20 protein-coding genes are annotated in these 9,831 nt (G+C 55.5%); all 20 read right to left on the reverse strand.

The features are described 5' to 3' along the window. Nucleotides 1-42 precede the first annotated feature (42 nt). The 20 genes from rplO to rpsJ all read right to left on the reverse strand — a co-directional run bounded on the left by rplO (nucleotide 43) and on the right by rpsJ (nucleotide 9,643). Complete coding sequence (gene rplO / locus AC128V_RS05385) at nucleotides 43-732, reverse strand: 50S ribosomal protein L15 (RefSeq protein ID WP_482763655.1); 690 nt, start codon at nucleotides 730-732, stop codon at nucleotides 43-45. Continuing rightward, complete coding sequence (rpmD, locus tag AC128V_RS05390; RefSeq protein WP_482763656.1) at nucleotides 732-917, reverse strand: 50S ribosomal protein L30; 186 nt, start codon at nucleotides 915-917, stop codon at nucleotides 732-734. The genes rplO and rpmD overlap by 1 nt, the downstream gene beginning before the upstream one ends. Further along, complete coding sequence (gene rpsE / locus AC128V_RS05395; RefSeq protein WP_482763670.1) at nucleotides 917-1,561, reverse strand: 30S ribosomal protein S5; 645 nt, start codon at nucleotides 1,559-1,561, stop codon at nucleotides 917-919. The genes rpmD and rpsE overlap by 1 nt, the downstream gene beginning before the upstream one ends. 17 nt (nucleotides 1,562-1,578) lie before the next feature. Further along, complete coding sequence (gene rplR, locus AC128V_RS05400; RefSeq protein WP_482763657.1) at nucleotides 1,579-1,938, reverse strand: 50S ribosomal protein L18; 360 nt, start codon at nucleotides 1,936-1,938, stop codon at nucleotides 1,579-1,581. Between the two features lie 2 nt (nucleotides 1,939-1,940). Next, entirely contained in the window at nucleotides 1,941-2,477 is a 537-nt protein-coding gene (gene rplF / locus AC128V_RS05405) for a 50S ribosomal protein L6 (protein WP_482763658.1), read from the reverse strand. Between the two features lie 6 nt (nucleotides 2,478-2,483). After that, nucleotides 2,484-2,882: a 30S ribosomal protein S8 gene (gene rpsH / locus AC128V_RS05410; protein WP_482763659.1), complete on the reverse strand. Its 399-nt coding sequence runs from the start codon at nucleotides 2,880-2,882 to the stop codon at nucleotides 2,484-2,486. Between the two features lie 72 nt (nucleotides 2,883-2,954). Then, nucleotides 2,955-3,536 carry a 50S ribosomal protein L5 gene (gene rplE, locus AC128V_RS05415; RefSeq protein WP_482763660.1) on the reverse strand — a complete coding sequence of 194 codons (582 nt, stop codon included), beginning with the start codon at nucleotides 3,534-3,536 and terminating at the stop codon, nucleotides 2,955-2,957. Continuing rightward, nucleotides 3,536-3,886, reverse strand: coding sequence for a 50S ribosomal protein L24 (gene rplX / locus AC128V_RS05420; RefSeq protein ID WP_482763661.1), 351 nt, complete (start codon nucleotides 3,884-3,886; stop codon nucleotides 3,536-3,538). Before rplX ends, rplE begins: the two co-directional genes overlap by 1 nt. Nucleotides 3,887-3,888: 2 nt before the next feature. Further along, nucleotides 3,889-4,257 (reverse strand): 50S ribosomal protein L14, encoded by a 369-nt coding sequence (rplN, locus tag AC128V_RS05425; protein ID WP_482763662.1) that lies wholly within the window; start codon nucleotides 4,255-4,257, stop codon nucleotides 3,889-3,891. Between the two features lie 54 nt (nucleotides 4,258-4,311). Further along, nucleotides 4,312-4,575 (reverse strand): 30S ribosomal protein S17, encoded by a 264-nt coding sequence (gene rpsQ / locus AC128V_RS05430; RefSeq protein ID WP_482763671.1) that lies wholly within the window; start codon nucleotides 4,573-4,575, stop codon nucleotides 4,312-4,314. A 131-nt stretch (nucleotides 4,576-4,706) separates the two neighbouring features. Beyond that, nucleotides 4,707-5,012 (reverse strand): 50S ribosomal protein L29, encoded by a 306-nt coding sequence (rpmC, locus tag AC128V_RS05435; RefSeq protein ID WP_482763672.1) that lies wholly within the window; start codon nucleotides 5,010-5,012, stop codon nucleotides 4,707-4,709. Continuing rightward, nucleotides 5,009-5,428 (reverse strand): 50S ribosomal protein L16, encoded by a 420-nt coding sequence (rplP, locus tag AC128V_RS05440; protein ID WP_482763663.1) that lies wholly within the window; start codon nucleotides 5,426-5,428, stop codon nucleotides 5,009-5,011. The genes rpmC and rplP overlap by 4 nt, the downstream gene beginning before the upstream one ends. 2 nt (nucleotides 5,429-5,430) lie before the next feature. Beyond that, entirely contained in the window at nucleotides 5,431-6,180 is a 750-nt protein-coding gene (gene rpsC / locus AC128V_RS05445) for a 30S ribosomal protein S3 (protein ID WP_482763664.1), read from the reverse strand. After that, nucleotides 6,180-6,554 (reverse strand): 50S ribosomal protein L22, encoded by a 375-nt coding sequence (rplV, locus tag AC128V_RS05450; RefSeq protein WP_482763665.1) that lies wholly within the window; start codon nucleotides 6,552-6,554, stop codon nucleotides 6,180-6,182. The genes rpsC and rplV overlap by 1 nt, the downstream gene beginning before the upstream one ends. Before the next feature lie 32 nt (nucleotides 6,555-6,586). Next, complete coding sequence (gene rpsS / locus AC128V_RS05455) at nucleotides 6,587-6,868, reverse strand: 30S ribosomal protein S19 (RefSeq protein ID WP_445792308.1); 282 nt, start codon at nucleotides 6,866-6,868, stop codon at nucleotides 6,587-6,589. Nucleotides 6,869-6,879: 11 nt separating this feature from the next. Next, nucleotides 6,880-7,713 carry a 50S ribosomal protein L2 gene (gene rplB, locus AC128V_RS05460; RefSeq protein WP_482763666.1) on the reverse strand — a complete coding sequence of 278 codons (834 nt, stop codon included), beginning with the start codon at nucleotides 7,711-7,713 and terminating at the stop codon, nucleotides 6,880-6,882. Between the two features lie 11 nt (nucleotides 7,714-7,724). Beyond that, nucleotides 7,725-8,024 carry a 50S ribosomal protein L23 gene (gene rplW / locus AC128V_RS05465; RefSeq protein WP_482763667.1) on the reverse strand — a complete coding sequence of 100 codons (300 nt, stop codon included), beginning with the start codon at nucleotides 8,022-8,024 and terminating at the stop codon, nucleotides 7,725-7,727. Further along, complete coding sequence (gene rplD, locus AC128V_RS05470; protein ID WP_482763668.1) at nucleotides 8,021-8,668, reverse strand: 50S ribosomal protein L4; 648 nt, start codon at nucleotides 8,666-8,668, stop codon at nucleotides 8,021-8,023. Before rplD ends, rplW begins: the two co-directional genes overlap by 4 nt. Beyond that, nucleotides 8,668-9,324: a 50S ribosomal protein L3 gene (gene rplC, locus AC128V_RS05475; RefSeq protein ID WP_482763669.1), complete on the reverse strand. Its 657-nt coding sequence runs from the start codon at nucleotides 9,322-9,324 to the stop codon at nucleotides 8,668-8,670. The genes rplD and rplC overlap by 1 nt, the downstream gene beginning before the upstream one ends. Nucleotides 9,325-9,334: 10 nt before the next feature. Next, on the reverse strand, nucleotides 9,335-9,643 hold the full coding sequence (gene rpsJ, locus AC128V_RS05480; RefSeq protein WP_213260555.1) for a 30S ribosomal protein S10: 309 nt from the start codon (nucleotides 9,641-9,643) through the stop codon (nucleotides 9,335-9,337). Between the last annotated feature and the right edge of the window lie 188 nt (nucleotides 9,644-9,831).

Raw genomic sequence — 9,831 nt, forward strand, 5'->3', positions numbered from 1 at the left:
GCAATGGCCTGAAACATGGTGAACCTCTCCTAGCGAATCTTCTTAGGCGCTGATGCTGCCGCCGGCAGCTTCAATCTTGGTCTTTGCTGACGAGGAAACCTTGTCAACAGTGACCACAAGCTTAACCGAGACGTCGCCATTTCCAAGTAGCTTTACAGGCTCGCCCTTGCGGACTGCACCCTTAGCTACTAGGTCAGAAACGGTCACAGCGCCACCCTTAGGGTAAAGCTCAGACAGCTTGTCTAGGTTTACCACCTGGTACTCAACGCGGAATGGGTTCTTGAAGCCGCGAAGCTTAGGGGTACGCATAACGAGGTTAACGCCACCACCTTCGAAGCCCAAACGGGTAGTGGTGCGAGCACCGGTTCCCTTGGTACCGCGACCTGCGGTCTTACCCTTTGAACCCTCACCAAGACCCTTACGAGTCTTCTCCTTCTTGGCACCCTTTGCAGGGCGAAGGTGGTGAAGCTTCAGGATCTGGCTCTTCTCAGCCTTCTCCTCAGTCTTCTTTGCAGCTGGCTTTGCAGCTGCCTTTGGGGCAGCAACCTTCTCAGCAGCTGGCTTTGCAGCGGCAGCCTTAGGGGCAGCAGCCTTTGGAGCTGCGGCCTTAGCGGCTGGAGCCTTGGCAGCAGCAGCCTTTGGGGCTGCCTTTGCTGCGGCTGGCTTAGCTGCGGTGGTCTTCGCTGCAGGCTTTGCAGCAGCCTTAGCGGCTGGCTTCTTTTCTTCAGCCATTAGTCGATCTCCTCAACCTTGACGAGGTGGGCAACGGTCATCACCAGGCCGCGAACAGACTTGTTGTCTTCCTTCACGATGATGTCACCGATGCGCTTCAGACCCAGGGTGCGAAGTGAATCGCGCTGGTTCTGCTTGCCACCGTTTGAACTCTTTAATTGGGTAACCTTCAGACGCTTTGCCATTATTTGGCACCTGCCTTCTCAGTCTTAGCTGGTAGTAGGCGAGCCGGAGCCACCTCTGCCAATGACTTGCCACGACGGTCAGCAACTGACTGCGGCTCTTCGAGCTGCTTTAGTGCTGCCACGGTGGCGTGAACGATGTTTAGGGTGTTTGACGATCCCAATGACTTGGAAAGTACGTCGTGAACACCGGCGCACTCCAGAACCGCACGAACTGGGCCACCGGCGATAACACCGGTACCCGCAGCGGCTGGACGAAGTAGAACGACACCTGCGGCTGCCTCACCCTGTACTGGGTGAGGAATGGTGGAGCCAGCGCGTGGGATGCGGAAGAAGTTCTTCTTCGCGTCCTCAACACCCTTGGCAATAGCTGCAGGAACTTCCTTAGCCTTGCCGTAGCCAACACCAACTAGACCCTCGCCATCGCCAACCACAACTAGTGCGGTGAATGCGAAGCGACGACCACCCTTGACCACCTTGGATACACGGTTGATGTTTACAACACGCTCCAAGAATGGGCTCTTGGTGTCCTCACGGTCACGACGCTCAGTCTTTGGTCCACGCTCACGTGAACCGCGACGCTGCTCGCGCTCGTTCGGATCAACGGTTGTGGCCTCGACGACCACGGTAGCTTCTGCCACGTCCATTTCCTTCTTCTCTTCGCTCACAGTGTCAATCCTGACTCGCGGGCTGCGTCAGCAATTGCTGCAACGCGACCTGCGTAGCGGTTACCGCCACGGTCGAATACCACCTCGGTGACACCGGCCTTCTTAGCGCGCTCAGCAATTAGCTTGCCAACTTCAGTCGCCTTGTCGGTCTTGGTGCCATCAGCCTTACGTAGCTCAACTTCCATGGTGGAAGCCGAAGCTAGGGTGTGACCCTTGGCGTCATCGACAACCTGGACGAACACGTGACGTGCCGAACGAGTTACGACTAGGCGAGGACGAGCAGCAGTGCCCTCAATCTTCTTGCGCAGGCGGCCGTGACGCTTGTCACGGGCAGCTGACTTTGACTTAACAGCCATTCTTACTTACCAGCCTTTCCAGCCTTGCGACGTACCTTCTCGCCTTCGTAGCGAACACCCTTGCCCTTGTATGGCTCAGGCTTACGTAGCTTGCGAATGTTTGCGGCAACTTCTCCAACAGCCTGCTTTGAGGTACCGGAGATGATGATCTTGGTGTTTCCCTCAACGGTCAGGGTGATACCTGCCGGTGGGGTAACGACAACCGGGTGGCTGAATCCCAAAGCAAGTTCGATAGTCGAACCCTTAGAAGCAGCGCGGTAACCAGTACCAACGATTTCTAGTGACTTAGAGAATCCAGTCGAAACGCCGTGAACGTCGTTTGCGATCAAAGAACGGGTTAGACCGTGCAGTGACTTGGACTTAGCCTCATCATCTGGACGGGAAACGATAACGGTGTTGTCCTCAAGTAGTACCTTGATTGGCTCGACGACGGTTAGGGATAGTTCACCCTTAGGTCCCTTTACCACGACATCCTGGCCGTTAATAGTTACGGTTACACCCGCTGGAAGCGGGATTGGCATTTTTCCAATACGTGACATAGGTGATTACCAGACGTAGGCGATGACTTCTCCGCCTACTCCCTTCTTTGCAGCCTGACGGTCAGTTAGTAGACCGGATGAAGTGGACAGGATTGCAATACCCAAGCCGCCGAGGACTCTTGGTAGCTCGGTGGACTTTGCGTAAACGCGAAGACCAGGCTTAGAAACACGCTTGATTCCGGTGATGCTGGACTCGCGGTTTGGGCCGAACTTTAGGTCAACAGTCATGGTCTTACCGACCTTGGCGTCCTCAACCTTGAAGTCCGCGATGTAACCCTCGGACTTTAGGATCTGGGCGATGTTTCCCTTTAGCTTTGAATATGGGAGGCTCAGCGAATCGTGGTGTGCGTTGTTCGCGTTGCGCAGCCGGGTCAGAAAATCTGCTACCGGGTCTGTCATTGTCATTTATGTGTCTTCTTTCTCAAGGTGGTTTCCCAGCGCTTTACAAGCTCGGGGACCTTTCTCAATTGCGGTGGATTATGCCTTGAATGGGAAGCCGAGCGCCTTTAGCAGTGCGCGGCCCTCATCGTCGGTCTTTGCAGTGGTAACGACAGTGATGTCCATACCACGAACGTTGTCGATCTTGTCCTGGTCAATTTCGTGGAACATTGACTGCTCGGATAGACCAAAGGTGTAGTTGCCACGGCCATCGAACTGCTTGTCCGATAGACCGCGGAAGTCGCGGATACGAGGAAGCGATAGGGATAGTAGGCGGTCTAGGAACTCCCACATTCTGTCGCCACGCAAAGTAACGTGAGCACCAATTGGCTGGCCCTCGCGCAACTTGAACTGAGCGATCGACTTCTTCGCGATGTTTACCTGTGGCTTCTGACCGGTAATTGCGGTCAGGTCACGGATAGCACCTTCGATGAGCTTGCCGTCCTTAGCAGCAGCGCCAACACCCATGTTTACAACAATCTTGGTGAGGCCTGGAACCTGCATTGGGTTCTGGAAGCTGAACTCTGCGGTTAGCGTAGGAATGATTTCCTTGCGGTACTGAGCCTTTAGGCGAGGAAGAGCCTTACCTGCGGCAGCAGCCTTCTTGGTTGCGGTAGCCATTAGATTTCCTTCCCGGTCTTGCGAGCAACACGAGTCTTGGTGACCTTGCCATCCTTGGCAGTTACAAGCTTGTAGCCAACCTTGGTTGGCTTCTTGGTGCTTGGGTCAACTAGAGCAACGTTAGAAACGTGAATTGGGGCTTCCTGAGTAATGATGCCGCCAGTGTTGGAGCCCTTGTCAGTCTGACCAGGCTTGGTGTGCTTGGTGACTACGTTGACGCCCGCAACGATTACGCGGTTCTGCTCAACTAGTACCGAAAGCACCTGACCCTGCTTGCCACGGTCGCCGCCGCGGTCCTGCTTCTTGCCGGTGATGACCTGAACGAGGTCGCCTTTTTTAATGTTCGCCATGATTAAATAACCTCCGGTGCCAACGAGATGATCTTCATGAACTTCTTCTCGCGAAGTTCACGACCAATTGGTCCGAAAATACGGGTTCCGCGTGGCTCGCCATCGTTCTTGATGATTACGGCTGCGTTCTCGTCGAACTTGATGTAGGAACCGTCTGCACGACGGGTCTCCTTCTTGGTACGAACGACAACTGCCTTTACGACATCACCCTTCTTGACGTTTCCGCCAGGGATTGCGTCCTTAACAGTGGCAACGATGATGTCGCCAAGACCTGCGTAGCGGCGGAGTGATCCACCCAATACGCGAATGGTCAGCAGCTCTTTGGCGCCGGTGTTATCGGCAACCTTGAGTCTGGATTCTTGCTGAAGCACTTTTTTCTCCTTGTTTTATGGATAACGATTCCGACCGTTAGCCCTAGGGGTTTGTTACTTGGCCTTCTCGAGGATCTCGACCAGGCGCCAGTTCTTGGTGGCAGATAGTGGACGGGTCTCGCTGATTAGCACGAGGTCGCCGATACCTGCGGTGTTGTTCTCGTCGTGAGCCTTGACCTTGGTCGACACGCGCATAACTTTTCCGTACAGCGGGTGCTTCTTGCGGTCTTCAACCAATACCACGATGGTCTTGTCCATCTTGTCGGAGACAACATAGCCACGACGTGACTTGCGGTCACCGCGCTCGACTACCTTGATCTCCTTAGGAGCCTTTGCAACCTTTGGCTTTGTGGCCTTAGGTGCGGCTGCCTTTGGTGCTGCCTTTGGAGCTGCCTTTGGAGCTGCCTTTGGTGCAGCCTTAGCTGCTGCCTTCTTCTCGTCGGCCATCTTTATGCCTCCTCAGCTGGCTTCTCAGCAACTGGCTTTTCAGCAGCTGCCTTCTTAGTGGTCTTAGGCGCTGCGGCAGCGACTGGCACGGCACGAATACCTAGCTCACGCTCACGTAGCACGGTGTAAATACGTGCGATGTCACGCTTGACGGCCTTTAGACGACCATGTGCGTCCAACTGTCCGGTTGCGGACTGGAAGCGTAGGTTGAAAAGTTCTTCCTTCGCCTTTCGCAGTTCCTCAACTAGCAGGGAGTCTTCGATCTTGTCTAGGTCCTCAGGGGTGAGGTTCTTTGAACCGATCATTATGCGTCACCTTCTTCACGCTTGATGATGCGAGCCTTTAGCGGAAGCTTGTGGATCGCACGGGTCATTGCTTCACGAGCAATTTCCTCGGATACGCCGGCTAGCTCAAAGAGCACGCGGCCTGGCTTTACGTTTACTACCCACCACTCCGGTGAACCCTTACCGGAACCCATGCGGGTTTCCGCTGGCTTCTTGGTTAGAGAACGGTCTGGGAATACGTTGATCCAAACCTTTCCACCACGCTTGATGTGACGAGTCATAGCAATACGAGCAGCTTCGATCTGTCGGTTGGTCAGGTAAGCAGGAGTTAGAGCCTGGATACCGTACTCACCGAACGACACCTTGGTGCCACCGGTCGCGTGACCGGAGCGCTTCGGGCTGTGCTGCTTGCGGTGCTTTACTTTGCGAGGAATCAGCATTATTAGCCTTCACTTCCTGCTGCTACTGGTGCAGCGTCAGGGCGTGGGCCGCGACGGCCAGCACCCGCTGGGCGAGGTCCGCGCTGGGTTGCCTGCACTGCTGCAAGCTCCCTAGCGGTTAGGTCACCCTTGTAGATCCAAACCTTTACACCGATGCGACCAAAGGTGGTTTTAGCCTCGTAGAAGCCGTAGTCGATGTTCGAGCGAAGGGTGTGCAATGGCACACGACCCTCACGGTAGAACTCGCTGCGCGACATTTCAGCGCCACCTAGACGGCCGGAGCACTGGATACGAATACCCTTTGCACCGCTTCTAAGTGCACCCTGGATGCCCTTACGCATTGCGCGGCGGAAAGCCACACGAGCAGCAAGCTGCTCTGCAATACCCTGCGCAACAAGCTGCGAGTCAGCCTCTGGGTTCTTCACCTCGAGGATGTTCAGCAACACCTGCTTGCCGGTTAGCTTCTCTAGGTCGCTGCGCAAAGTCTCAGCCTCGGCGCCACGGCGACCGATAACTAGACCTGGGCGAGCGGCAAAGATGTCAACGCGAACACGGTCACGGGTGCGCTCAAGCTCGATGCGAGAGATACCTGCGCGGTCCAGCTTCTCCTGCAAGAAGGCACGGATCTTGGTGTCCTCGATCACGTAGTCTGCGTAGCGCTGACCCTTCTTGGTGGAGTCAGTGAACCAACGAGAGCGGTGCTCGGTGGTGATTCCTAGGCGGAAGCCGTAGGGATTGACCTTCTGGCCCATTACTTACCTGCCTTCTTCTGCAGCTCGTCAGGAGTTGCAACAACCACGGTGATGTGGCTGGTTCGCTTGTTGATCTTGAATGCACGTCCCTGTGCACGTGGGCGGAAACGCTTTAGCGTCACGCCATCGTCCACGAAAGCTGCCGAAACGACTAGGTCGTCCTCGTCCACAATGGTGCCGGCCTTCTCGCCCTTCACCTTGGCGTTAGCCACCGCTGCGGCAACGAGCTTGTAAATCGGCTCGGATGCTGCCTGGGGGGCAAACTTCAAGATACCCAGGGCCTCAGTGGCCTGCTTGCCGCGGATCAAGTTGACGACACGGCGAGCCTTCATTGGGGTCACGCGGATGTTACGCACTTTGGCGATTGCTTCCATCGTTTTCTCCTTTACTCTCTAGGCGCCCCGGCTTAGCCGCGGCGACCCTTCTTGTCGTCCTTCACGTGTCCACGGAAGGTGCGGGTAGGTGCGAATTCGCCAAGCTTGTGACCAACCATGGTCTCGGTGACGAAAACTGGAATGTGCTTGCGACCGTCGTGCACCGCGATGGTGTGGCCCAGCATGGCTGGAACAATCATCGAGCGGCGAGACCAGGTCTTGATCACGTTCTTGGTACTGGCCTCGTTCTGTACGCGCACCTTCTTCATTAGGTGCTCGTCGACGAAGGGGCCCTTCTTCAAACTGCGTGGCATTTAGAGATCTCCTACTTCTTGCCGACGTAACGACGACGAACGATTTGCTTGTCAGACTGAAGGTTTGGCTTGCGAGTGCGGCCTTCCTTCTGACCCCAAGGGGTAACTGGGTGACGACCACCGGAGGTCTTACCCTCACCACCACCGTGTGGGTGGTCAACCGGGTTCATAACAACACCACGAACGGTTGGGCGAACGCCCTTCCAGCGCATGCGGCCAGCCTTACCCCAGTTGATGTTGGACTGCTCTGCGTTTCCAACTTCACCGATGGTTGCGCGGCAGTTTGCATCTACGTTGCGGATTTCACCTGAAGGTAGACGAAGCTGAGCGTTAGGGCCGTCCTTAGCAACTAGACGAACCGAAGCACCAGCAGAACGAGCCATCTTGGCACCGCCGCCTGGCTTCAGCTCAATCGCGTGGATAACGGTACCCACTGGGATGTTGCGAAGCGGCAGGTTGTTACCTGGCTTGATGTCTGCGTTTGGTCCCTGCTCGATAGCGTCGCCCTGCTTTAGCTTGTTAGGGGCGATGATGTAGCGCTTGGTGCCATCGATGTAGTGAATCAGTGCAATGCGAGCGGTACGGTTTGGGTCGTACTCGATGTGTGCAACCTTTGCAGGTACACCATCCTTGTCGTGGCGACGGAAGTCGATCACGCGGTACTGACGCTTGTGGCCTCCACCGATGTGACGAGTGGTGATGCGGCCAGCTGCGTTACGTCCACCGGTCTTAGGTAGCGGTCTAAGCAGTGACTTCTCAGGAGTCGAGCGGGTGATCTCTGCAAAGTCTGCAACAGATGATCCACGACGACCTGGAGTCGTTGGCTTGTATTTACGGATTGCCATTTGTCTCTCCCTTAGCCGATGTAGGTAAAGATGTCGATGGAGCCCGACTTCAGGGTCACAATGGCACGCTTGGTGTCCTTGCGCTTACCTAGTCCGAAGCGGGTTTTGCGGGTCTTGCCCTGGCGGTTCAGAGTGTTGATGGTGTCAACCTTCACATTGAAAATGTGCTCAACAGCCTGCTTGATCTCGGTCTTGTTCGAGCGAGGGTCCACCTCGAAGGTGTACTTGCCCTGGTCGATCAGCGAATAGCTCTTCTCAGAGATGATTGGCTTGATGATGACGTCGCGTGGGTCCTTGTTTAGGGTGCTCATTCGCTGGCCTCCTCGGTTCCTGCAGCAGCCGCAACAAACTGAGTCAGGGCGCTGGCGGTGAAAATGATGTCGTCTGAGTGCAGCACGTCATACGCGTTTAGCTGGTCAACAGCTAGCACGTGAACGGTCTGCAGGTTACGCAGCGACTTGTAAGACAGCTCGTCGGAGCGGTCTAGCACAACCAAGATGTTCTTGCTGGTGGCAACCTGAGCCAGGAAGCTTGCAGCTGCTCTGGTCGATGGCTGCTCTCCAAGAGCAAACTGGTCAATAACGTGGATGCGAGAGTTACGAGCGCGGTCAGATAGTGCTCCGCGAAGCGCGGCAACAATCATCTTCTTTGGGGTGCGCTGTGAGTAGTCACGAGGCTTTGGAGCGTGGATCACGCCACCACCGCGGTGCTGAGGCATACGAACCGAACCCTGACGAGCGCGGCCGGTGCCCTTCTGCTTGAAAGGCTTCTTACCCGAACCAGAAACCTCGCCGCGGCGAAGCGCAGACTGAGTTCCCTGGCGAGCAGCTGCCAACTGAGCAACTACCACCTGGTGGATTAGCGGAACATTGGTCTGAACATCGAACAGTGCCTCAGGCAGGTCGACAGAGCCAGACTTCTTGCCCTTAACGTCAATTACGTCAACGGTAGACATTAGTTGCTCTCCTTCACGGCGTTACGAACGAACACCAACTGGCCCTTAGGACCAGGCACGGCACCCTTGATCAGCAGCAAGCCGCGCTCAAGGTCAACTCCGTGCAGGGTGAGGTTCAGGGTGGTTACGCGGTCCTGTCCCATGCGGCCAGGCATCTTCTTGCCCTTGATGACCTTTGCAGGGGTAGTACCGGCACCGATGGAACCAGGCTTACGGTGGTTCTTGTGAGCACCGTGGGAAGCGTGAATACCGGAGAAGCCGTGGCGCTTCATAACACCAGCAAAGCCCTTACCCTTTGAAGTTCCAACAACGTCAACCTTGGTGCCTACCTCGAAGATGTCCACGCCGATAGCCTGACCAACTGCATAGTCGGTGGTGTCTGCGGTGCGGATTTCTGCAAGGAATCGACGTGGGGTTGAGCCAGCCTTGGCGAAGTGGCCTGCGGTTGGCTTGTCGGTCTTACGTGGGTCGATCGCGCCGTAGGCAATCTGAATTGCTTCGTAGCCGTCGGCGTCTAAATTCTTGATTTGAGTGATGACGTTTTCGCCAGCCTCAACAACGGTGATAGGAACAAGCTTGTTGTTCGCATCCCATGCTTGAGTCATGCCAAGCTTGGTGCCCAGCAGACCCTTTACGGTCCTAGTCTCTGTAGTCATTTCTAAATCCTTAAAGCTTGATCTCGATGTTGACATCTGCTGGTAGGTCCAGGCGCATCAGCGAATCAACGGCCTTTGGAGTCGGGTCGATGATGTCAATGAGACGCTTGTGGGTACGCATCTCAAAGTGCTCACGGCTGTCCTTGTACTTGTGCGGCGAACGAATGACCGTCACGATGTTCTTCTCGGTCGGTAGTGGAACTGGACCTACTACCTTGGCACCGGCGCGGGTGACTGTGTCGACGATTTTGCTCGCCGAGGAGTCGATGATCTCGTGATCATACGACTTCAGTCGAATGCGAATCTTGTTAGCCGCCATAATGACTGCCTTCCATTTGGTCAGGTGCCTCTTTCGAGCCACACAGTTTTTGGAGCCAACTCAATTCGCAGAATTGCGAACCTTATTGACTGCCGTGATGCTGATGCACTGTTCTTCTGTCAACGCCCTATTTCTAGGGCCCGTTCCGATACCTTGACTCGGGCGTGTCGCAAGAAATGAACTCGCGA

It is taken from the genome of Aquiluna sp. (assembly GCF_965064355.1).

Excerpts from the sequence above, each read along its gene's own strand:
- rplO (WP_482763655.1), bottom strand. The coding sequence starts at position 732 with ATGGCTGAAGAAAAGAAGCCAGCCGCTAAGGCTGCTGCAAAGCCTGCA.
- rpmD (WP_482763656.1), bottom strand. The coding sequence starts at position 917 with ATGGCAAAGCGTCTGAAGGTTACCCAATTAAAGAGTTCAAACGGTGGC.
- rpsE (WP_482763670.1), bottom strand. The coding sequence starts at position 1,561 with ATGGACGTGGCAGAAGCTACCGTGGTCGTCGAGGCCACAACCGTTGAT.
- rplR (WP_482763657.1), bottom strand. The coding sequence starts at position 1,938 with ATGGCTGTTAAGTCAAAGTCAGCTGCCCGTGACAAGCGTCACGGCCGC.
- rplF (WP_482763658.1), bottom strand. The coding sequence starts at position 2,477 with ATGTCACGTATTGGAAAAATGCCAATCCCGCTTCCAGCGGGTGTAACC.
- rpsH (WP_482763659.1), bottom strand. The coding sequence starts at position 2,882 with ATGACAATGACAGACCCGGTAGCAGATTTTCTGACCCGGCTGCGCAAC.
- rplE (WP_482763660.1), bottom strand. The coding sequence starts at position 3,536 with ATGGCTACCGCAACCAAGAAGGCTGCTGCCGCAGGTAAGGCTCTTCCT.
- rplX (WP_482763661.1), bottom strand. The coding sequence starts at position 3,886 with ATGGCGAACATTAAAAAAGGCGACCTCGTTCAGGTCATCACCGGCAAG.
- rplP (WP_482763663.1), bottom strand. The coding sequence starts at position 5,428 with ATGCTGATTCCTCGCAAAGTAAAGCACCGCAAGCAGCACAGCCCGAAG.
- rpsC (WP_482763664.1), bottom strand. The coding sequence starts at position 6,180 with ATGGGCCAGAAGGTCAATCCCTACGGCTTCCGCCTAGGAATCACCACC.
- rplV (WP_482763665.1), bottom strand. The coding sequence starts at position 6,554 with ATGGAAGCAATCGCCAAAGTGCGTAACATCCGCGTGACCCCAATGAAG.
- rpsS (WP_445792308.1), bottom strand. The coding sequence starts at position 6,868 with ATGCCACGCAGTTTGAAGAAGGGCCCCTTCGTCGACGAGCACCTAATG.
- rplB (WP_482763666.1), bottom strand. The coding sequence starts at position 7,713 with ATGGCAATCCGTAAATACAAGCCAACGACTCCAGGTCGTCGTGGATCA.
- rplW (WP_482763667.1), bottom strand. The coding sequence starts at position 8,024 with ATGAGCACCCTAAACAAGGACCCACGCGACGTCATCATCAAGCCAATC.
- rplD (WP_482763668.1), bottom strand. The coding sequence starts at position 8,668 with ATGTCTACCGTTGACGTAATTGACGTTAAGGGCAAGAAGTCTGGCTCT.
- rplC (WP_482763669.1), bottom strand. The coding sequence starts at position 9,324 with ATGACTACAGAGACTAGGACCGTAAAGGGTCTGCTGGGCACCAAGCTT.
- rpsJ (WP_213260555.1), bottom strand. The coding sequence starts at position 9,643 with ATGGCGGCTAACAAGATTCGCATTCGACTGAAGTCGTATGATCACGAG.